The sequence below is a fragment of the Rhodopirellula maiorica SM1 genome, assembly GCF_000346295.1.
Taxonomy (GTDB): Bacteria; Planctomycetota; Planctomycetia; order Pirellulales; family Pirellulaceae; genus Novipirellula; species Novipirellula maiorica.
Genome location: NZ_ANOG01000990.1, coordinates 1 through 22,328, shown reverse-complemented (window position 1 = coordinate 22,328; position 22,328 = coordinate 1). Strand labels below are relative to the sequence as shown.

Genomic DNA, 22,328 nt, shown 5'->3' with positions numbered 1-22,328 from the left:
CTGGTGAATTCCACTGCGATCTTGAGGAAGGAATTCTGGTGAATTCCACTACGGGCTTATTCAATTTGGACAGCTCTGTAAAGAAAAGCACGTCTCTACATGGCGTACTGATAGCCAAACACCGCATTGAATCCGGTGCCGTCCACGCCACTGCCGAGCACGCGGTAGTACTTGTCGGTGATGTTTTCAAGCGATACCGACAATTGGTGTTGGTTCGCCTCGCCAAACGATCGTCCCGTCCGTACGTTCAGCGTTGCATAGCCCGGCGTACCGCCTGGGATGAACCGCACATCGCCAAGGTTCACATCGTTGTAGCGATCAGCACGACGCACCATCCATGTGAAGACCTCGAAATAGGCTCGTGGCTGGGGAACGGTCAAACGCAGGCCCAAAATTCCCTGGGTTGGCGGGATCCGCGAGATCGGTTCATTCGTGGTGGTCAATTGGCCATAGGTGTAGGCAAAGTTTCCATAGAGCGACAAGTTGCGATACAGCATGTATTCGCCACTCAGTTCGGTACCGTTGAGGTACGCGGTTTGATTGGTCAGGAAGTCCGATCCACCAATGGATTCACGAGCCAAGATGCTATCGAAGTCGGTCCAGTATTCGATCAACTGCAATCGCAACCGATCGTCGTTGTATTTCAGCCCCACTTCGTAGGTGTAGCTATGTTCGGCTTGGACATCAAGGTTGCCAATCAGCGGCACCGAGACATTGTTTTGCAGTGACGTTTTGTTGGCTGTCAAGTCATCGATCGTTGGCGCACGGAATCCTTCGTAAACGCCACCGACCAATCGTACTTGTTCGGTCAACAAATACGACAATCCGACACTGGCGATCCAATCTTGGTAGGAGCGTTCAAAAAAGACGGGGCCGAGCGTGTCAAAGTCAGGGGTGCCTGAGACGTTAATGTTCTCGTAGCGAACACTTGTCGTGGCATCAAGTCGCTCTGTCAGAGGCACGTTCCATGACAGAAACGCACCCACTCGATCGGCTTCCGAATCGTCGGGGTACTGAGGGTCGGTCGGCGTAGGCGTCGCCCCAGGCAAGGTGGGATTGTTGATTTGGACTCGCTCGGCATTGATCGATTCGGCATAAAAATCGGTGCCGTAAGTCAATTTGCCATAATCGCCCATGCCTTTTACCGCAGACAGGGTGGTGCCCCAGCCGAGATCGTCGAACTCGCCGATCTCACGACGCGTGGGTTCGGCCGAGGGATCGTTGCTGGCGTAGCGGTCCACCACGCTGGCCTCTTTGGTGCGTGAGCCCGATAGTGTGATCGAATACGCATCGGCAAAGAAAAGATCGTCTGCGGCCAGTCCCTCGAGTCGTGCATAGATCAAATCACGTTGCTGTGGATCAAACACCGTCGGTCGCTGTGTCGGCACACTGCCGTCGGACGCCGGACCAAGCACAAAAGGCAGAAAGCGATCGCTGCGTTTCAGGTCTTGTTGCTCGAAGTGTTGCAACGCTACCGTCAACAACGAATCTTCGTTGAGCATCCGTTGCAGTTTGATGTCGCCCGCGTATTGGGTGTAGTCCGTTGCCGGTTGGCGCCCAAAGTCGCCACCGACATCGACATTGCCAACATCCAAGTACGAGACGCCTCCCGTGATACCGGTCGCACCGTACCAACCGCTGAACCCAGTGCGGGTGTACGAGGATGCTTCCGCCGTGCTATAGATTTGACTGAATTGCGGGCTGAAGTAATCGCCACGTAGCGGGTCGGCGGATCGTGTGACCACGTTGATTACCCCGCCGATCGCGTCGCTGCCCCATAGAGCCGATTCGGCGCCGCGAATCACTTCGATCCGTTCGATCGACCCTGGATCGATCGTGGCGGCGTATTGGTTCGGGCCTGGCCGGAGGATACTGGTGTTCATGCGAATGCCGTCGACCAGCACCAAGATCTGTTGGCCCGTCAAACCGCGTATGAACGGTGACAATTGACCGTTGCCGGTTTGTTGCAGCGTGACACCGACTTCCTCTTGTAATGCCCGGTACATCGTTGTGGCTTGACGTCGGTCGAGGTCATCGCGGTCGATGATGGTCGCCATCTGCGGTGTGGTAAACAGATCCGACTCACCCCGCACGATGCTGTTCAGCCCCGTCGGATTGTTTGCGCTACCGCCAAACATTTGATTGCTCAGCGAAGGAAACGATTCGCTAAAAAATGCTTCGTTCGCGGCGTCCGTCTGAGATTGATTGTTGCCGGAGGGTGGCGTTGGCGGCGTCCCAAAATCGTCGGTGGATGGTTCAAACGTCTCGATTCCCGACGTGTCGGTTCCTGGATCGCCTGCGGTCGGTGACGAAGGGCGATTGGGATCGGTCGATGGAACCGGTGTCGCGGGAACCTCCGGCGGCCGAACTTCAATTTCCGGCAATGTGGCTTGTTCGTCCTGTTGCAGCAGTGTTGCCAAGGTGACGGGGTGATGTCCCGAGGCGGCGATCACGGGATCGTCGCTCAGTGCAATTGAACCCATACCTATCATGCCCAGCGGCGGCAGTATCGCGAGGGCGAATTGTGAAATCCTTTTCACCGTTGCAGTGTCCTTATTCTTCCAAACGATGCATTGGCCGTGGCAACAGGGCTAGACACTTGCAATCGTCTTGATCGAGCTATCCCGTTTCATCGGTGCACTCGATTCGATCGCTCCATTGACCTTTTCCGGCATCGTCAAAGTCAACGTATTGCGAACGACCGACAGCAAATTTAACGGAATTAACGATGGAAACTTCGCCCCGTCTGGTGGGGAATCCGTCGCTGGCGGTTCGCTATGTCGGTTGGGATGCTCACGATAGCGATCGAAATAACTGAAATTTGCCGCGATTTCTCGTGTCGGTGGCTTGTCGATCGGGGACTATGCCCAGGAGTGGCACGCCCCGTGCTAAGGGATTCCGTGGCAGGTTCCGTGACAAGGAAACAGGCTGCGAAAACGCGTGCTGAGCAGAAACGTCAGCTGCGGATTCGTGATTGGGCCACGGTCGCTGCCGGCTTTCTATATTCCCTTCTATCGAGTCCCGTGACTAAGTTTTTCGTGACAGATTCTGAACCATCCGATGCGGCCGCCGCCGAACCGCCGAATTGCTCGTCCACAAAGTTATTGCCGAAGATCATTCCGTCAACCGAATTGCTGCAAGGACGTCGCGAGGTTTGGATTGAACATGGCAGCGAAATGTATCGGCTTCGCCTAACTGCGTAGGGGAAGTTATACTTAACAAAGTGAGAGACTTCAGCCTTTTTGCACGATCGACGGGATTTTCCCTTGCCCTGCACGCCACCGCGGTGGCGGCGATTTGTGCTGTCCCAATGACAGTCATCGATCGCTTCGCGCTGGAGGGCGATTCGCAGGTGGTTACGGTTCGGATGAGCATGACGATGCCGTCGGCCACGCCCGTTTCAATTGATCCTGTTTCGATCGATCCCGTCCCACTTGAACGGCTGAGCGAGAGCGAATGGGAAACGCTGGTGACAGAGCCTTTGTCCGCGGACCTACGAGCGGACGACGTCTCACGCGATCGGCAAACCACGGTCGCGACGACTCTGGTTCCAACGCCCGTGCGAGTGCCCGAAGTGCAAACCGAGATTTCCGTTCTGCCGACGCGTCGACCGCAACCCGAACGCGAGCTACCGACGGTAACCGATGTCGCTGCAAAGCGTCCGCGTCGTCCATCGACGGCGATGTTCACTCCCAGTGTTTCCATGAACCCAATGGAACAAGTCGCCGGAATCTCCGATCGGACGCCTGCCGACTTTTCTGCTAACGCTCCCCCTGAATACCCTGCCGATGCGGTGGCTCGTCGTCTCGAAGGAACCGTCAAGCTAAGGCTGATTATCGACGTGATGGGACGAGTCGAGCGGGTGGAGATTGTGAATTCAAGCGGGCACGGCTCGTTAGACCGCGCGGCAATCGAAGCAGTCCAGTCATGGCAGGGCCAGCCGGCAAAACGTTATGGCCGCCCCGTGGCGTCCGAGGAAGTGTTGCCGATCCGCTTTCGCTTGTAAGACACTGAGTTGTAAGATACTGAGTCCAATGGTCATGCTATCGGGTATTTGCAGGTCTTGATGAATTGCGGACGTCACTCCAGTTTGTCCAAGTCCAATTCGGCCGAGTTCGTCGTGTTAGCCTTTAGCACCATTCTCGCCTGCTCGAGCGCCGCTTCGGATAGATCGGCGGTATTGGCGGCCACACAATCCCCAGGGATCCAAATCTGATAGCCTCGCATGTAGGCGTCATTCGCCGTGAACAAGATGCAAATGTTGGTGGCGACGCCGGTAATTACCAACGTGTTGACCCCTAATTTCTTTAGCAGGATATCCAGCGTGGTGCCGTAAAAAGCCGAATGCATCGGCTTCAGCACAAAGTAATCGTCCGACTGAGGCACCAGCAATTCGACGATTGCTTTACCGCAAACGTTGTCGTGCAAACAGTGGTCGACTTGGCCACGAAAATCGGATTGCCATTTGCCAAAATTGTCATTGGCATAGATCACCGGCCAGCCTCGCTCGGCAAATCGTTTCTTCAGCTTCTGCAATCGTTTGGCAACCGGTAACGCGAAATCCAGTAATTGTTCGCCTTCGTCGAATTCAAGATCATTGATCATATCGACAATCAACAGCGCCGTCGTAGATTGTTCGGTTTCGTCAAACTGGGAATCTGAATCAGTCAGACTCATACGGCGGTCCCTTGATTCATCGCGAACGCTCCCGTGCGGGTTCGCCACGCTTCGACTTGTTGGAACTGATTCTCTGCACGCTCGATCAAGTGCGAATAATCGAGACTGAGTAACTCGGGATCACTCAGCGATTGCAGCATCGTCCACAACGCACGTTTGCCCAAGATTCCCAGCGACAGAAACTCGAAAGCTTGGAAGTTTCCGAAATCGCCTGATGTAGTACGTCCGAATTTTGGCTGGCTCAACTTGGCGCCGGTCCATGCAATCGTTTTCTTGACCACTCCGGGTATCGCGTCATAACGCTGGATCAAACCTTCGAGTTCCGCTTTATCTTGTTCCACTTCCTGCAGCAGAGTGGTGGCGAATTCACCAAGCGTTTCTCCTTGGTTCTCGTCGATCAGTTGTTTGATCACCTCCGTGGCCGCGGTGGCTCCGGCGAGGTGGTCATTTAAATAGGTGGATAGTAATTCGTGATTCACCGTCATTGGATTTGCCAAGATAAAAGTTGATCCGAGGTCTTTTGAAACCGAGCCGATGACGCGATTTAGCTGGCAGTCACCACTTCGAAACCAGCGCGGCGTGCTTTTTCAAGCATCGGCTGCACAGGCTCTGTGACTTCCGCGACAACCACTTGAGTGTCCGGCGGCAAATCCGCAGCTCGATACACTCGGCTGGTTTCATCCTCGACCAACACCGGCCGGCCGTCGGTCACCTCTTGATGCTCGTCGGTCAATACGCCCGTATGCACGCTGTCGACGTTGGTCCCCGAAATATCCTCGTTGCTGCGCAGTCCCGCATCGTGAGAAAATCCTTCATGTCGCCAATGAACGGTTAGTTGTGACATCGCTCGTGAGCTCCTGTTTTCGTACGTAGATTTAACCTCACCAGTGCGAGCAACTGCTGTACCAACGCAGAACCAATCCGATTGCTAAAATAAAGTCGCCCGACGTCTCCGACGTCGGTGTGCATTTCCGCAGACGTCTGTCGTCTGAAAGTGGGATCATCATGATTGGTGAATTTTTTGATCCAAACGCGTCATTGGCAATTCGTGAATCGATCAAGCCCCATTGGTCGCAGACGGGGGCAATCGTGTTTATCACCATTCGTACTTTTGATTCGATCCCCAGGGAAGTATTGGAGTTGTGGGATCGTCAACGCGTAGATTGGCTAACGCGACTCGGCGTGCTCTCGGGTAATGACGTCGATTGGCGTTCCGCGGTAAAACGGTTGAATACCAAGCATCGAAATGCTTTTAATCGACATTTCAATCAAGAACGCGAAGACTGCTTGGATCAATGCTGCGGTAAATGTCTTCTGCGTGACCCGTCGCTCGCCAAGATCGTTGCCGACTCGCTCTTAAAATTTGATCATGTGCGTTATTCGATGGGCGATTTCGTCGTGATGCCAAATCATTTCCATTTGCTTGCATCCTTTCCTACCGAGGAATCGATGCAGCATCAATGCACTGCATGGATGCGTTTCACAGCGACCAAGATCAATCGACAAAGTGGATGCCGTGGTCATTTTTGGCAGTATGATCCGTTTGATCATCTCGTTCGCAGCCTGGAGCAATTTGAGTATTTACGTCGTTATATCGAAGACAATCCGGCGAAGGCACATTTGGCGGCAGGTGAATATTACTATCGGCGTGATCAAAGTCGCCCGACGTCTCCGACGTCGGTGTAAACATACTTCGACGCCTCCGGCGTCCAAGTGAATGCAAACCGACGTCGGAGACGTCGGGCGACTTTTGGGCACGGGAAATGCATCGGGGAATGATCATGAACGACATCGGACTCAAAATGATCTTCGACGGATGGGCGCCCGTGATTCGGACGCTGGTCCTCGGAGCACTCTCGTATATTTCGCTTGTGGTCTTGCTGCGGATCAGTGGCAAACGCACACTCTCGAAAATGAATGCGTTTGATCTTGTAGTCACCGTCGCGTTCGGATCGACTCTCGCTTCGATACTGACATCGAGCCAAGTCTCGCTCGTGCAGGGAGTGCTTGCCCTTGGATTGTTGGTCCTGCTGCAGTTGATCAACACGTTTTTGGCGGTTCGTTATCCCAAGTATCAAGCGGTCATCAAAGCTCAGCCCACATTGATCTTTTTTCAAGGACAATTCCTGGTCGATGCGATGCGGGAACAGCGTGTTTCGCGAGATGAAGTGCTCGCAGCGATGCGCCAACAAGGCGTTGCGGAACCCAGCGACGTCGATGCCGTGGTGATTGAAACCGAAGGTTCCTTGTCGGTGATGACGAAAAATGCTTCGTCGCTCGAATCGCTAGACCGCGTCGGTGTTTCGACGAGTGGTTCGTTGGGAGAACGAAAGGATGCGGCGAAATCGTCCTTTGCCTGAGTGATCTGCACTTTATCAATTTAATCTCGTACGGAGCAGCACCGATGCAACGCCGACAACTTGAATTTCTGTCGAACTTTCATGTCGTCGCTGGAAATGAGCGGTCCCAGGCGGCGGTGATGGTGCTGACCAAAGGCGACTCGACGGGCGGCCCTGACAATCGTCATCAAGACAGCGACCAGTGGCTGTACGTGGTTTCCGGAGAAGGCGAGGCGGTGATTCAGCAGCAGCGATATCCGCTGAAATCGGGAACGCTGCTGTTGATCGAACGCAATGAAACGCACGAGATTATTAATCTAGGCAATGCTCCACTAAAGACCGTCAACTTCTACGTTCCTCCGGCCTATCACGGCCACGAAGGATCACCGCCATCGCACGACTAGACACAAGATTGACGCATCATTCGCACTGCCGCTGACTCGGACGCTGGTCCGTCGCATCGATACCCTGGCATGGTATTTGCCTTTTGCTTTTTTCAAATGGGCATTCCATCGCGGGTAGGCCACTCAGGGGTAAAGTTGCGTTTTTCGCTTTGCTTGGTTGACCGTCCTGGATGTCACAGCCCAAACATCAAACCTTTACCGACAACCAGTCTGAACGATGAGCGACCAATCCAAGCACGGCATGATGGGATCCCGCGGCGTCTCGCGTCCGATGGCCGAAATGGCGATGAAAAAGGGGCAGCACGACGGGGACGATCATCAACAGGATCATGACGACAACAACAACGGCGGCGATCACAGCGGCGGGCATGAAATGAGTCATGACGATCGTTTGTCGATGCTGAAAATGCACCACAAACAAACGTTGTGGGTTTATTGGACACTACCGATGTTGGGTGTTTGGCTGATCTTGGCACCCTTTAACTTTGGTTATCTCAACGAAGCGTTGTGGGTGGACCCCAGCGGAGGGCGAGGCCCCTGGTTTGCCGAGGAATCCACCGCAGAGCTTCGCCAGTTGCGTGCGTGGTTGATGACCGCCAGCGACGTCATCTCGGGATTGTTGTTGGTGATATTGGGATGGCGTTCGCTTACGCCTAATCGTCCCTACAGTTTGTGGGCATGCTGTTTCGTCGGTGTCTGGTTGACGTTCGCTCCGATTCTGTTCTGGGCACCCACCGCTGCATCGTATGCCAATGACTCTTTGGTCGGCATCTTCGTGATGGCGCTGACAATCCTGATCCCCGGGATGCCCAACATGATCATGTACATGCAGCACGGGCCGGCGACGCCGCCCGGTTGGAGTTACAACCCATCGAGCTGGCCTCAACGCTGGATCATGATCGCGACCGGATTTGTCGGCTTCGTTGTCTCGCGATACCTAGCGATGTTCCAACTTGGGTATATTGACTTTGTTTGGGACCCTTTCTTTGGATTCGAAAGTGGATCCAAAAAGGTGCTCAATTCCAAGATGTCTCACATGTGGCCGATCTCCGATGGAGGACTGGGAGTCGTTTCGTACACGTTTGAATTCATGATGGGGTACATGGGCAGTCCATCGCGTTGGCGAACGATGCCATGGATGGTCGCCTTCTTTGGTGTCTTGGTGATCCCGCTGGGGCTGACTCACATTGTCCTGGTCATTTCGCAACCGGTGCTGGTGCACCATTGGTGTGCGATGTGTTTGTTGGCGGCTTTGGTGATGTTGCCGATGATTCCGCTAGAAGTCGACGAAGTGATCGCGATGTTCCAGCATGTTCGCCAAGCCAAACAGCGTGGCGATCGCGGCGGATCGCTTTGGCAAATCTTTTGGAAAGGGGGCAAAGCGGATGGTTGTACAACGGACGAACGATCCCCCGATCTAATCGAGATGCCGGAGAAGCCGTGGCAGCTGTTCAAGGCGTCGATCTGGGGGATGAGCTTTCCATGGACACTAGTGGTTTGTACCGCACTGGGGATCGCTGTCATGGCTGCACCCACGTGGTTCGGAATCGATATCAAAACAACTGCCGCTGATATTGGACATCTCGGCGGCGCCCTGATCGTGACCGTCTCGGTGATCGCGATGGGCGAAGTCATCCGCGTTGGACGTTACCTGAACGTCTTGTTGGCGATCGCTGTCATCGTCGGCGCTTGGCTGGTCGAATCGGCGACCACGGGGTTTGCCATCACCAGCAGCGTCCTTGGAATCCTTGTGCTGATTTTGAGTATTCCACGAGGCAAGATTACCGAAACCTATGGATCGTGGGACCGCTTTGTGCGTTGACGATCAAACGACCTGCACTCTTCTCGACAAAGCACAGCCAGATTGCGGGGAAGATGGCTGTGTTGTTTGAACCTCGCCCCGCCATGGAGATATGCGATGAGTATTCAACGTTTTGCCAGTTGTATCGAAGCCTGCCTCGATTGTGCCCAAGCCTGCGAGCACTGCGCCGAGGCATGTCTCGGTGAAGACGATGTTAAGAAAATGGCCGATTGCATTCGCACCGACCGCGACTGTGCTACGCTTTGCTGGTCCACCGCAGCCCTGATGAGTCGTGATTCACAGTTCAGCGCAAAAGCATGTGAATTGTTGGCCGAAGTTTGCGAAGCGTGCGCGAAAGAATGCGGCCAGCACGAGATGGACCATTGTCAACAGTGTGCAACTGCCTGTACGAAATGTGCTGCCGAATGCCGAGAAATGGCGGGCGTCAAGGCATAGTTGCATTCGCCGGTTCGTTTTCACGTTGCTGTGTCACTCTTCCCGCGTCGCGGGAAGAGTGAAGCAGCGTTTTGGATCAACAAGCGTCAAGCCTTGTTCTTGTGCGTCCGTGTTCAGGGACGCGAGCTCAATTCGAATGACAACCCTTCAGGGCCCGTGGCGGGAATCGTCGCGTAAATCGGCGATTTTTCGGGATGACTGTAAATCTCAGGCAATTGGTTGATCAAGTCTGCATCGGCTGCAGAGGTGCCAGGTGGGACTGGCGAGCCATCGGGCATTGCATACTTGCGGAACAGCACCATGTAGTTGCCCGGCACGACCCCCATCACCTCCGGTTCCGACTGCAGCGTGAACGTGCCATCAGAGGCGCTGGTGGCATAACCGCCGCGACCCTTGATCCCGGCTTGAGGGATCAGCGTCAACGAGACGCCTTCGATTGGTTTGTTGTCCAGCAGCACGGTTCCTGAGGCTGCGACAACGTCATACGTTGTGCTGCCGTCACAACCGATGCTGGCGAGAATCAACATAGCAACGCTGCAAACCAGTGGATTGAATTTCTGCATTTTCTAATGTCCCTGTGGACTGTATGGGAGGAATAAAACGAACATGCGAAGGAAGGACACGGCTCAGGTGCGAGCCGTGTGTTTTTAATACTTGAAAGCCCGAAGACGACCGATCGCAACTGGGTTGGAATTCAGGTCGCTATCGATTTAGAATTCTTCGATGACTTCGCCATCGGAAATGTAAGCCAGGTGTCGCAGGATCGAAATTTCGGTTGATTCGCTGATGAACCGAACCGACCCGTCAGCCAAGGTGAATTGAGCGCCGCCCGGGTGCACGCTGCCAGCGGTGGACCAAGCACTCAAGCGACTTGCTTGCCGCGTTCGTTGAAATGGCACGGTGTCCCATGCACAACACAGCAAGTTATTGATCCCCAGGCTGTATGCCAAATCGACGCCGTTGCCGACCCACTTGGTGTATCCCCATGTCTGTGGCACACCATCGTGCACACCGCGAAGCGTTTCGCAAATCGCAACCGTGTTGCTGGTTCCATCAAGAATATCTCGCATGCGAGACGAATCGTCCAAGCCGAACATACGACGTGTCAATTGATCGTCTTGGCTCCACTTCGGCGCGGTCGATGAGGTTCGGCGGATACTGAACTCGTAGTTTGTATATGCTCCTTGCAGTGACGTTGTGCCTGGCGAAATCGAATAGGAATTGCTGGAAGTCGTGGCGTAGTGAGTCGGGTTCGGATCCGATGGACACAAAAACGACTGCACCGCGGTGCTGATCACCACGTCATTGGCGTTGCCGAGTTCGCCTGGTTTCGGTCCCGACAGCGTACTTTGGGACGAGTCGCGAACGTAAGCACCGGTGGACGCCGAGGTATCCATTTCTTCGTATAGATTTTGCTGCTCGATGTAAGGCAAAACGCCCATCCAACCGCGATGATTGCGAATCTTGGTTAACCCAGGAATCGCGGTGCCCGAGGTGATCGAACCCGCTTGGCTCGCAGAGTAAGGAAACTTGTTAAAAGCACTGTGGTAATTGTGTAAACCAAGACCAATTTGTTTCATGTTGTTGGAACATGACATTCGCCGTGCTGCTTCGCGTGCTGCCTGAACCGCAGGCAGCAGCAAACCGACCAAAACGCCAATAATGGCAATTACAACCAGAAGTTCAACGAGCGTAAAAGCGTGACGACGTTGCGGAAACTGCATTACAAAGACCCTTCGAATAAGAAAATGGACTTCAGCCGAAGAAAGCGTTTCGGCTGATACGGATACCGCCTGACAAGGTCGGGTTCGCAAACCCCGCGCCAATGTGTGCGAGGCGGCAAAACATCGCTAAAGTGGAGTCAATCGATTCGCATCCGCCTCCGATTTCCAAGGGAGATTTGGCCTGCACAGCGGCCGCAGTAGCGTTTGCAGGCCGCCCCTTCTTTCTTCGGACCCCCTCTTGTGGAGCGGCGTGCCTGGTCCTGGTTTGATGGCTCTGCTTTTTTGCAAAAGTAGCCACATCGCTGCCCGGTATGGCGAAGTGCAAAGTGATCGCTGCGGAATTTGTTTGCACCGAGATGCCTAATGTGCAAGCAATTGCAGCATCCGCAAGATATTCGCTCTTTCCATTCACGGAAAAACGGACAGCGCAAAGCCGATTTGTCCGCTAGAGTCGACGTAAGATGCCAAATCTATACAGATTTTCAATCTCTATAGATGGTTAGCAGTGCTCGCTCGTTAGGAGCAATGTGCGATTGTGACCAGAGGTGGCTAAGTCAAAATATCGTTGACGACATGACCGTGAACATCGGTCAACCTAAAGTAGCGTCCTTGGAAGCGGAAAGTCAATTTTTCGTGATCGATTCCCATTTGCTGCATGATCGTTGCATGCAAATCGTGCACGTGGACGGGATTTTCGTTGATGTTGTAACAGAACTCGTCCGTCGCGCCGTAAGTGGTCCCCGGTTTAATCCCAGCTCCTGCCATCCACAACGAAAAACATCGTGGATGATGGTCACGGCCGTAGGTTTGTTCGTTCAACGTTCCTTGGCAATACGATGTTCTGCCGAACTCGCCGCCCCAAACCACCAAAGTGTCTTCGAGCAATCCAAGCCGTTTGAGATCGTTGACCAGTGCCGCGGTGGGCTGGTCGGTGTCGCGACATTGCCCAGGCAATTGTTTGGGCATGGTGAAGTGTTGGTCCCATCCCATATGGAACAACTGGATGAAACGCACATCACGTTCGGCTAATCGGCGTGCGAGTAAACAATTGTTCGCATACGTGCCCCGCTTGGTGACGTCCGGGCCGTAGCTATCGAGCACATGTTGAGGTTCATCCGAGAAATCGGTCAGTTCCGGAACCGAGGTTTGCATTCGATAAGCCAATTCGTACTGCTGTATACGAGTGTGGATTTCGGGGTCGCCGAACTCATCAAGTTTTTCTTCGTTCAGCTTGGCCAAATCATCGAGCATTCGGCGACGGGCGGTCGCATCGAGTCCCGCGGGGTTACTCAAGTACAGTACCGGGTCACCAATGCTCATTAATTTGACGCCCGCATAGGTCGACGGTAAAAAGCCGCTGCCCCACAGTCGGTCGTACAGCGGTTGGCAATTGGGGCGGCCGGTCCCTCGCGAAACCATCGCGATGAAGGTCGGCAGATTCTCGTTCATCGAACCGAGGCCGTAATGCATCCACGACCCGATGCTTGGACGTCCGGCCAATTGGTGGCCGGTTTGGAAAAAGGTGATCGCCGGGTCGTGGTTAATCGCCTCGGTTTGCATCGAGCGAATCAAGCACATGTCGTCGGCCAGTGAACCGATGTGGGGAATCAGTTCGCTGCACATCTCGATTCCCGACTCGCCGAACTTGTCGAATTTCCAGCGTGCTCCTGCCAAAGGGAACTTGCTCTGTCCGGCGGTCATTCCGGTGACGCGTTGGTTCATGTCGACAAAATCACGTAGCTCTTTGCCTTCATGCTCGCGGAGCAAAGGTTTGTGATCAAACAGTTCCTGCTGAGATGGTGCACCACTTTGAAACAGATAGATGACCCGTTTGGCTTTGGGGGGATTGTGGTATTGCTTCAGCAGCCCGTTGGGGTCAGGGATGCCCGTGGATGTCGACGTGTCGTCGGCACCGACAACGTCACTGCCGAGCATCGACGCGAGCGCGGCGGTTCCGACTCCCGAAGCGGTGCAACCAAAGAAATGTCGACGCGTTAGCATCAATCGGCTTTCGTCGGCGATGTGATTCGGATGCTGGATGTCGTTGGCTTTGGTCATCACGAGTCCCTTGGTGGGAAATGGGCAGGAAAGAGCGTGAGGCTGATTTGGCTGGTCGCAGCTGAACACGTCGCGGTTTGGCGAAATTGCCGTGGGGGCTGCTGCGTGTCGAGGGTTACTGGACCGAGACAAATTCGTCGAGATTCAGGATCAAGTGGGCGAGTGACGTGAAGGCCGCATGTTCGATCACATCAAGCGATTCGTCGCGAGGGGATTGGCCGATCGCAAGCAAGTGGTTCGCCGCTTCTGGTTTGGACTTGAAATGTTTGCGGAAATAGTCGAGCGATCCGAGCAAGATTTTGGTCGACCGCTCGGAGATCGGTTTCGCAATCGCCCATCGATACATTTGTTCGATTCGCTGAGTGTCGGAGAGCCCCGCTGGTTTCAATCCACGTTCCGAAAGTTTGCGAGCCGCTTCGAGGAATGTCGGATCATTCATCAACACCAATGCTTGTAGCGGGGTGTTGGTCCGTCGGACTCGAACATTGCAAACCTCGCGTCCGCCCGCATCAAAAATGATTTGGCGAGGCGGATTGACCGCGCGTTTCCAGTACGAGTACATGCTTTTGCGGTAGAGTGAGTTGCCGCTGCTGGTTTGGTACTTGGTTCCCGCATTGGCCGCCAGCGATTCCCACAATCCGTCAGGTTGATAGGGTTTGACCGAAGGGCCGCCTGGTTCATCGTGCAGCAATCCACTGGCTTGCAAGGCAATGTCACGGATGACAAAACCATCGCTGCGATAACGTGGGCCGCGTGCCAAAAGCCGATTGTTGGGGTCGATTGCGGCCACCGATTCGCTGACCCGCGACGATTGCCGGTACGTTTGGCTCGTGACAATCAGTCGATGCATCGCCTTGACATCCCATCCCGATTCGATGAACTCGACCCCCAACCAATCGAGCAATTCAGGATGCGACGGAACCTCGCCTTGCACCCCAAAATCTTCGCTGGTCGACACCAATCCCGTCCCAAAATGGTCTTGCCAGATGCGATTGACGGTGACGCGAGCGGTTAGCGGGTGATTCGGCGAAACGAGCCACTTGGCCAATTCAAGCCGGTCTGCGGGTTGTGGGACATCGGCGGATGAGAGCAGTGCAACCGGCACGCCGCGTGAGAGCACTTCGCTCTTGTCCGGCGCGTCGTATTGGCCGCGCATCAACAGATAGGCGGGCAACGGGTCGCCGTCGCGCTCTTTCATGATCATGACGGTCGCAAATTTGCCGCCTGCTTCCTTTAACGCCTTGTCTGCGTCTTTAAAGCGTTGTTTCGCTTCCTGCAGTTCAGGGTCAATCGACTCGTAGTATTCCGAAAGTTTTTTCTGTTCGTCCTTGGATCGCGATTTCAGTGGTTTTCGCAGGATCGCCACGATGGATTGATCCGCAATGAAGGGTTTGTCCTCGGCGTCTGGATTCTTGGCTGCCGTTTGTAGTCGGAATTTACCGATCGAATGATTGGGAAAGTCTCGAGTGAAACTCATGGAGACGTTGATTGTCGTCCCGGCCACGGGCTGGATCGGTGTCTTCAGTTCCAGGGTCAAGCGGACATCCTCGGCATCGGATCCCGCGATCCCCCAGCCCGACCGCATGTCGTCATCGATGGTGTATTGGGGAATGTAACGTGCTTGGTGCCGATTTGCGGATGCCGATGCGATTTCGATCGGTTGATTCCCTACCGAAAGCTTCACATCCGTTAGCACAAAGTTGCCGTTCGAACTCGGCGCCAATTGGTTGGGTTTGGTGAAACGGTCATCCACGAGGGCTTCGATCTGCAACACGTCGATCTGCTGAGATTCCGGACTTGCATCCGCGGATGTGTACGGCTGAATTTCAATTTCATAGGTCACTCCCGAGGCGGATCCGGCGGGGGAGTATTCAACGGTATTGTCGTCGTTGACAACAAGCTTGCCTTTGCCGCGGAGCGTTGCGTTTTGGATTGTTGCATCATGCCACGCCTCGTACGGCGACACGGGTAATTGGTCCCTGACCTCCTCGATCCACATATTCATGCGTTTAAAAAGCCCCTTGCGGGTAGCAGTCTGTTGTCGCTTGGCATCGTCGTAGGCCGCAACGATTTCGTCGGGAACGGGTGACAGCGGCGATGCTACCGTCATTGTCGGCATCGCATCGACGCCCTTGCCGATCCCACGTTCGCCAATGTTGTTGAAATAGCTGTACAGCTGAAAGAATTCTTTTTGGCTTAGCGGGTCGTATTTATGGTCGTGGCAACGCGCACATCCGAACGTCAGTCCCATCCAAACGGTCGAGGTGGTTTCGACACGATCGATCACGTTTTCGACGAAGAATTCGGCGGCAAGGGCGCCGCCTTCGCTGTTTTGACGATGATTGCGATTGAAGGTTGTCGCCAATCGTTGCGAATCCGTCGCGTCGGCAAGCATATCGCCGGCAAGTTGTTCGACGGTAAATTGATCGAAAGGCATATTGTCGTGATAGGCCTTGGTCACCCAGTCTCGCCAAGGCCAATTCGTTCGCCCATTGTCGTTCTGATACCCATCGGTATCGGCGTAGCGAGCGGCGTCAAGCCAGCGAAGCGATTGACGTTCAGCATAAGCCATCGAATCGAGTAAGCGGTCGACGGCGTGGCGATACGTTTCATCCGTCGGATTCGCTTGCACCGTATCTTGCAGATCTTGCGGCGGCAGCAACCCCGTCAACGTTAACGATGCGCGACGCAGCTGGGTCATCACATCTGCTGGGGGCGATGGCGCGAGTCCCGATTCGATCAATCGTCGGCCGACAAAGGCATCGATCGGGTTCGAGGTCCAGCGTTGGATCGTGGCGGTATCCCAGCCCGCTTGCGATTCCGCCGACTTGATCACATCGACGGGGACTTTGTGTTTTTCCGGAGGTTCAAAAGCCCAGTGGCCTTCGTAGGGAGCACCTTGTGTGATCCACAAATCGAGAATGCGTTTTTCATCGGCCGACAGCGATCGATTGCTGTCCGGCGGCGGCATTTGGTCGCCTTCGTCGCTGCTGTGGATGCGTGTGTGCAATTCGCTCGATTCCAAGTCGCCTGGGACGACCGCGAAATAGCCACCCAGGTCGGCAAACAGATTGTCCTTGCTGTCGGCCCGGAAATCAGAATCTTGATTTTCCGCATCCGGTCCATGGCAATGAAAGCACTTGTCCGACAGAATCGGGCGGACTTGGTCGCTGAAGTCGATGGTTTCATCAGCGTGCGATAGGCATGTCGCGCCACTGACGATCGCAAACAAACACACTCGTAGTGGCAAATTCAAGAAGGGACTGCTCACGTTTCAATCCGAATGAAGAAGGGAATTGGCGGCGTCGATACGACAGGGCGGCCAATTCGCGTTGCAGCCAAGTCGATCTCACAGCCAAAGTCACTGTACGGTGGGGGCATATCCGTTGCGGATATGACTCAGCGACTTGTTGATTTGCCCGCCGTCTCATCCCGCCGCTTGTTAAAAACGGAGCCAGGATCGCGGCAAATGGCACGAAGTTACGGTCTTCTTCGTTGCTGTCGACTTGTGGACAACACTCCAATTTTAATCGACGTGGCTGCAAACTCCAAGGCACTTTCTAGCCAACGGAGGTTGAGCAGGGGGCAGGATTTGCCAAATTGCAATATGTTGTCAGTTTGATTTTGTGGGCACAGGCAAGGAAATCGTGTGCATTAGTAACGCCCCAGCGACGACGGCCCGCCTGTGGAATTGGGATCTACAGGCAGGCCGCAAGCCGGCTCAGTGCTACTATTTGTCCAAGTAGCGATTGAAAATGTTTTCCAGCAATTCTTGGCGACCGCTCGTGTTTGGCGACGCGTCGCCTTTTTCGAGCATCAGCGTTTCAAGCTCGCTGAAACTCGTTTTGCCGGATTCGATTTTCTTGCCCAATTCGCCGTCCCAGCTGCTGTATCGTTGGTCGACCCGCTTGCTCAGGGCACCTTCTTCGATGATGTTCGCCGCCGCTTTCAATCCGCGAGCGAACGCATCCATGCTGCCGATGTGGGCATAGAACAAGTCGATGGGTTCAAAGCTTTCGCGGCGGACTTTTGCATCAAAGTTCACGCCACCCGGCGCCAAGCCGTATTTCAGCAGCACCAACATGGTTTGCGTTGTTAGGTAGTAATTGGTGGCAAATTGGTCGGTGTCCCAGCCCAGCAACAGGTCGCCGGTATTCGCGTCGATCGAACCAAGTGCGTCCTGCATCCCGGCGTACTCGAGTTCATGCATCATTTCGTGACCTGCCAAGGTCGCGTGATTGGTTTCGATATTCAGTTTAAAGTGATCGGTCAGATCATAGGCACGCAGGAAGTTCAAGCAGGCTGCGGCATCCGAATCGTACTGGTGTTTGGTCGGTTCCTTGGGCTTCGGCTCAATCAGGAATTGTCCGGTAAAACCAATCTCTTTCGCATAGTCGACTGCCATGTGAAAGAAGCGAGCAAGGTGATCGAGTTCGCGTTTCATGTCGGTGTTGTACAGGCACTGATAGCCTTCGCGGCCGCCCCAAAACACGTAGTTTTCACCGCCGAGTTCCTTGGTGACTTCCAACGCCTTTTTGACTTGTGCCGCGGCATACGCAAAGACTTCGACGTTGCATGTCGTGGCGGCCCCGTGCATGAAACGCGGGTTGCTGAACATGTTGGCGGTGCCCCACAGCAATTTGACCCCCGTCCGCTGCTGTTCTTCACCGAGCACTTTGGCGACGGCATCCAGGTTGGCGTTGGTCTCTTTTAGTGTCGAGCCTTCGGGAGCCACGTCACGATCATGGAACGCATAAAAGGGAGCGTCCAGTTTTTCGAAGAATTCGAACGCCGCTCGCGCTCGGTTGCATGCGTTTTCGACCGACTCGCTGCCATCGTCCCAAGGTCGCTGCATTGTTCCGCCGCCAAACGGATCGCTGCCGGTGCCCCGAAATGTGTGCCAATAAGTGACGGTGAATCGCAAGTGTTCCTTCATCGTCTTGCCCGCGACCACTTCGTCGGGGTTGTACCAACGAAATGCGAGCGGGTTGTCCGAATCGGGGCCTTCGTACTTGATCTTGGAAACTTCAGGAAATGCGCTCACGGTTAGGCTCGCCTTGTTAGGTGGGAAGGATAGAGAATCGGATAAATTTCACACTTCAGCGGCGGTGGATTGCTTGAAAGTATACACGTTATCACCCCAGTCGATGGGTGATTACACACCTTCAAGTCCCCGGCAAAGGCGTATTTTCTCTGGCAATGTTGCGGCGATCCAGTAGACTTTTTGCAATCCATCAGAGATATTTCACATGAATTCGAGTCTCGGGGTTAGGAAAGGTTTATGACGCGGCGATCTGTGGCACTGCTGATCGAGACGTCCAACGGCTATTGCCGCGGGTTGTTGGATGGCATCATCGCGTACGCAAAACACCATGCAAATTGGTCGATTCACCTGACTGAACAAGAGCGTGGCGCGGCGCCGCCGGCATGGCTGCAGTCGTGGAAGGGTGACGGCATCATCGCGCGGATCGAAACGGATACGATTGGTCGTCGTCTGAGAAAATTTGGTCTCCCGATCGTCGATCTCAGTGCCGCGCGTCATGTCAAAGGTATCCCGTGGGCGGATACGGATGACGAGGCGATTTCGCGGTTAGGGGTCCAACATTTCACCGAACGTGGGTTCACGCAGCTGGCCTACTGTGGCGATCCTGGATTCGCATGGTCAAGCCTCCGACGCGATCACTTCAAACAGATGACCCTCGCAGCGGGATGTTCGTTTCACGAACACCAGATGACGCCTCGCTATGATCCCCACTTTAGCTGGGATGCCGAAAAGCGAGCGATTGCTTCGTGGCTGAGACAATTACCGCGACCCGCAGCGATCATGGCTTGTTACGATTTCCAAGCCCAGCAGGTTTTGGATGTCTGTCGCGAGCTTGAAATTGCTGTGCCCGAAGAGATCGCGGTCTTAGGTGTCGACGATGACCGTTTGATTTGTGAGTTGGCCGAGCCGAACCTCTCCAGCGTGATTCCCGATACAAAGTCCACCGGTTACGAGGCCGCCGAGCTATTGGACCGGATGATGCAGGGCGAGCCGGTTTCGCCACGCCAGCGATTGATCACACAGCCGCTGGGGATCCGAGTCCGCCAATCGACTGATACTCTTGCGATCGAGGACGTCGAAGTGGCTCGGGCACTCAGCTATATCCGGCGTCACGCGCTTGCCAATATTCGTGTCACCGACATCCTGCGTCACGTTTCGCTGTCGCGGCGGGCACTGGAACATCGCTTCATGAGACTGATCGGGCATACCCCGCACGAAGAGATCATGCGAGTCCGAGTCGATCGTATCAAAGTCTTGCTAAACGAGACGAGTTTGTCGGTTCATGAAATCGCCGAGCGTGCCGGATTTGAGTACGCCGAATACATGGCCGCCGTCTTCAAACGCGAAACGGGAACCACCCCCACTGAGTTTCGTGCCAAATGTCAGACGTAAATCGGCTGACGAAGTTGTGTTTTTTAGCCATGCCGACAACCCGCGGGATGGAAAGGTCGCGACTCCTGTTGAAAGAGGGCACGCAAAACTATCATGCCAACCTGCCCTCAATGCACGAAATCATGAATCGAAAGAATCACAATGGACGCTAAGAAACTGCAAGATTTGGTCGATATGTTTTTTACATGTCGACGCGACGATCTAATGCAAATATTTGGCGAAATGTTGTCGGCGCTCGAAGCCGAGCAATCAATGCCGCCGGGCCGGTTGATGTCTCGCAACTACGAAACCGCCCAAGCAAATCCCGAGATTCATACGTTGCCGGGGAATCTGAAGGATGCGCGTGATGCCATCTTTCCGTTCTATTGGGGAACCGATAGTTGGCAGTCAAAGCTGCATCTCGAAAACGTCAAAGGTCCACCCAACTTTGCCTCGTTGATTGGCTCGATTGCGGCGCTGCTGAAAAACCCCAACCTCTGCGTCGATACCTATTGTTTGCGGTCCAATGAATTGGAGGTCAAATCGATCACGGCGCTTGCGAATTTGATCTTCTATCACACCGAGGCGCCGTGGGGGGTGTTTACGATCGGAGGCACGATCTCGAATCTGTATGGTGGCAAAATCGGGATTGAAAAAGTCGCTCCTGGCACCATGCAGCATGGGCTCGGTGATAAAAAATTAGCAGGCATTGTTTCCGAAGCGGGGCACTATTCCAACACGACGCTGGCCGGTTGGTTAGGGATCGGTGTTAAGAATTTGCATTCGGTGCCAACCGATGAAAACATGTCGATGCGGCTGGATCGATTAGAGCAAAAGCTTGACGAACTGTATTCGGATGACGTCAAGGTTGCCTTTGTGATCGCTACCTTCGGCACCACGGATGCCTTTGGGATTGATGACATTCAGGCAATCAAGCAGATCATCGATCGGAAATCGCAGCAATATGGCGTCACGCCTGCGCATCTGCACGTGGATGCGGCGGTCGGTTGGATCAGTTGCTTTTTGACCGAATACGACATCCAAGCCAATCCGCTCGGGGCGAAACTCGGAAACGTTGGAATTGATCCAACGCACTCAGCAAGCGACTGTTGGGTTTCGATATGCCGATTCGGTGACGCTCGACTTTCACAAGATGGGATGGGGGCACTATCCGTCGAGCGCCTTTATCGTTCGGCATCGCGATGACTTGTTGCACCTGACTCGGACGCTCGAAGAAATTCCGTATTTCTCCGAAGCGGATTTCCGGCATGATCCCGCGCTGTTTACGCTGGAGTGCTCGCGGCCGGGGATTGGTCCTTACGCGGTGATGGCGTCGCTAAACGGCATCGGATTGAACGGCTATCGTTGTCTGGTAGCTAATGCGATTGATAAGGCGAATCAATTGAAAAAACGGATCGAAGAACTCGATTTTTGCAAAGTGCTGAATTTAAACACGCCTGGCCCCAGTGTCTGTTGGTGGGTGTTGCCCCGAGGACGCAACGCGAAAGAATTGTTCAAACAACTCGAAGACGGGACCATGTCGGTCGAAGCACGGACGCAATATTTCGAAGAGATCAAACGGCTGTATAAAAAGCGAGCGGCAACTCTCGATCCCGCCATCGATGCAAGATTAAGCTTCACCACCTCGATTGGCTACTGTCCTCATGGAATCCAGTTGCCGGCATGGAAGGCTGTGTTCTTTAATCCAAAGACCGACGATGAAGTGATCGACCGCCTTGTCGAAAGCATCAAAGAGCTTGTCTGATACGATTTGGCGCTAGACTGCAAGCGAAGGGGACGAACTGCACACTTATATTCCGCTCGTTCCAAACCACATACTCAGTCTACGAATTCAAAGGTTTGTGCTTCATCAGGGCCGGGGTTGCGATAGGCAGGGTCTTTGGCGCGAATGAAAATTTCACCGTCATCCAAAACTTGCACGTCCAATGGCACAATCGTGACGCCTTGTTCGTTGATGGTTTGTGCATTGTCGCCGATGTCACGGGATTCGATTCCTTGACGCGATAGTGGTGGTAGGTTGGCATTAAAAAACGCGGTACACCACCAGCGTCCTTGTTTGTCTTGAAACGGTGTGCCATGGCCGAGGAAACGTCCGGCAAATTGGCGCGGCCCATACGGACCGTTGATCTTGTCGGCGACACAGTAGTACAGGTTGTAGGAACCTTTGCGGCCTTGGTCGGTCGACCAAGCGGTCCCCAGGTGCACGTACTTGCCGCCAACCTTGATCATCGTCGCGCCTTCGTGACCAATGCGGTTGATCGGTTTTCCATCGGGGCCCGGCCGACTGCCGGTCGGATCGATCCGCATTGGATCGCCGGTATAACGGGAAAGATCCTTGCTCAGTGGAGCGATCATCGTGTTTTGCCAAAGCAGATAGATCGTGCCGTCGTCGTCGGTAAACAGCGACGGATCATGGCGAGCGCCCATGCCGCC

At 54.3% G+C, this 22,328-nt stretch carries 20 protein-coding genes; 10 read left to right on the top strand and 10 right to left on the bottom strand.

What is annotated here, in order from left to right:
• Positions 1–95: 95 nt before the first annotated feature.
• Entirely contained in the window at positions 96–2,483 is a 2,388-nt protein-coding gene (locus tag RMSM_RS32115; RefSeq protein WP_008707479.1) for a TonB-dependent receptor plug domain-containing protein, read from the bottom strand.
• A gap of 555 nt (positions 2,484–3,038) precedes the next feature.
• Between RMSM_RS32115 and hemP the strand changes: the two genes are divergently transcribed.
• Entirely contained in the window at positions 3,039–3,203 is a 165-nt protein-coding gene (gene hemP / locus RMSM_RS42170; protein ID WP_008707478.1) for a hemin uptake protein HemP, read from the top strand.
• Positions 3,204–3,223: 20 nt separating this feature from the next.
• Entirely contained in the window at positions 3,224–4,006 is a 783-nt protein-coding gene (locus RMSM_RS37625; protein ID WP_144058110.1) for an energy transducer TonB, read from the top strand.
• A gap of 74 nt (positions 4,007–4,080) precedes the next feature.
• On the opposite strand, the gene RMSM_RS32100 is transcribed toward RMSM_RS37625, so the two are convergent.
• From RMSM_RS32100 to RMSM_RS32090, 3 genes are read right to left on the bottom strand one after another with little or no spacing between them, the layout of a single operon-like run.
• Positions 4,081–4,677, bottom strand: a complete 597-nt coding sequence (locus RMSM_RS32100) for a cysteine hydrolase family protein (protein WP_008707476.1) — start codon at positions 4,675–4,677, stop codon at positions 4,081–4,083.
• Positions 4,674–5,162 carry a hypothetical protein gene (locus tag RMSM_RS32095; RefSeq protein WP_008707475.1) on the bottom strand — a complete coding sequence of 163 codons (489 nt, stop codon included), beginning with the start codon at positions 5,160–5,162 and terminating at the stop codon, positions 4,674–4,676. The genes RMSM_RS32100 and RMSM_RS32095 overlap by 4 nt, the downstream gene beginning before the upstream one ends.
• Before the next feature lie 59 nt (positions 5,163–5,221).
• Positions 5,222–5,521, bottom strand: a complete 300-nt coding sequence (locus tag RMSM_RS32090; RefSeq protein ID WP_008707474.1) for a hypothetical protein — start codon at positions 5,519–5,521, stop codon at positions 5,222–5,224.
• 161 nt (positions 5,522–5,682) lie between these two features.
• Here RMSM_RS32090 and RMSM_RS32085 point away from each other — a divergent pair, with 161 nt between their 5' ends.
• The 5 genes from RMSM_RS32085 to RMSM_RS32065 all read left to right on the top strand — a co-directional run bounded on the left by RMSM_RS32085 (position 5,683) and on the right by RMSM_RS32065 (position 9,677).
• Positions 5,683–6,363, top strand: coding sequence for a transposase (locus RMSM_RS32085; protein ID WP_040770654.1), 681 nt, complete (start codon positions 5,683–5,685; stop codon positions 6,361–6,363).
• 95 nt (positions 6,364–6,458) lie between these two features.
• Positions 6,459–7,037, top strand: a complete 579-nt coding sequence (locus tag RMSM_RS32080) for a DUF421 domain-containing protein (protein ID WP_201767102.1) — start codon at positions 6,459–6,461, stop codon at positions 7,035–7,037.
• A gap of 44 nt (positions 7,038–7,081) precedes the next feature.
• Entirely contained in the window at positions 7,082–7,420 is a 339-nt protein-coding gene (locus tag RMSM_RS32075; RefSeq protein WP_008707467.1) for a cupin domain-containing protein, read from the top strand.
• Positions 7,421–7,637: 217 nt separating this feature from the next.
• A complete protein-coding gene (locus tag RMSM_RS32070) occupies positions 7,638–9,242 on the top strand; it encodes a vitamin K epoxide reductase family protein (RefSeq protein WP_008707466.1) in 1,605 nt (534 codons plus the stop codon).
• A 96-nt stretch (positions 9,243–9,338) separates the two neighbouring features.
• Entirely contained in the window at positions 9,339–9,677 is a 339-nt protein-coding gene (locus RMSM_RS32065; RefSeq protein WP_008707465.1) for a four-helix bundle copper-binding protein, read from the top strand.
• 113 nt (positions 9,678–9,790) lie between these two features.
• Here the strand turns inward: RMSM_RS32065 and RMSM_RS32060 are convergent, their stop codons facing one another.
• From RMSM_RS32060 to xylA, 5 genes are all read right to left on the bottom strand, one after another.
• Positions 9,791–10,240: a putative secreted protein gene (locus RMSM_RS32060; RefSeq protein WP_008707464.1), complete on the bottom strand. Its 450-nt coding sequence runs from the start codon at positions 10,238–10,240 to the stop codon at positions 9,791–9,793.
• Between the two features lie 147 nt (positions 10,241–10,387).
• A complete protein-coding gene (locus tag RMSM_RS32055; RefSeq protein ID WP_008707462.1) occupies positions 10,388–11,401 on the bottom strand; it encodes a DUF1559 domain-containing protein in 1,014 nt (337 codons plus the stop codon).
• Between the two features lie 549 nt (positions 11,402–11,950).
• Entirely contained in the window at positions 11,951–13,459 is a 1,509-nt protein-coding gene (locus RMSM_RS32045) for a DUF1501 domain-containing protein (RefSeq protein WP_040770651.1), read from the bottom strand.
• Between the two features lie 115 nt (positions 13,460–13,574).
• Complete coding sequence (locus RMSM_RS32040; protein ID WP_236622388.1) at positions 13,575–16,730, bottom strand: PSD1 and planctomycete cytochrome C domain-containing protein; 3,156 nt, start codon at positions 16,728–16,730, stop codon at positions 13,575–13,577.
• Positions 16,731–17,189: 459 nt separating this feature from the next.
• Positions 17,190–18,503, bottom strand: coding sequence for a xylose isomerase (xylA, locus tag RMSM_RS32035; RefSeq protein ID WP_008707454.1), 1,314 nt, complete (start codon positions 18,501–18,503; stop codon positions 17,190–17,192).
• Positions 18,504–18,740: 237 nt separating this feature from the next.
• Here xylA and RMSM_RS32030 point away from each other — a divergent pair, with 237 nt between their 5' ends.
• The 3 genes from RMSM_RS32030 (at position 18,741) to RMSM_RS43575 (ending at position 21,639) form a co-directional block, all read left to right on the top strand.
• Positions 18,741–19,895 carry an AraC family transcriptional regulator gene (locus RMSM_RS32030; protein ID WP_040770650.1) on the top strand — a complete coding sequence of 385 codons (1,155 nt, stop codon included), beginning with the start codon at positions 18,741–18,743 and terminating at the stop codon, positions 19,893–19,895.
• Between the two features lie 141 nt (positions 19,896–20,036).
• Complete coding sequence (locus RMSM_RS43580; protein WP_008707450.1) at positions 20,037–21,080, top strand: pyridoxal-dependent decarboxylase; 1,044 nt, start codon at positions 20,037–20,039, stop codon at positions 21,078–21,080.
• Entirely contained in the window at positions 21,007–21,639 is a 633-nt protein-coding gene (locus tag RMSM_RS43575; protein WP_160168420.1) for a hypothetical protein, read from the top strand. Before RMSM_RS43580 ends, RMSM_RS43575 begins: the two co-directional genes overlap by 74 nt.
• Before the next feature lie 74 nt (positions 21,640–21,713).
• Here the strand turns inward: RMSM_RS43575 and RMSM_RS32015 are convergent.
• A partial coding sequence (locus RMSM_RS32015; protein ID WP_040770648.1) for a glycoside hydrolase family protein occupies positions 21,714–22,328 on the bottom strand: 615 nt, incomplete at its 5' end.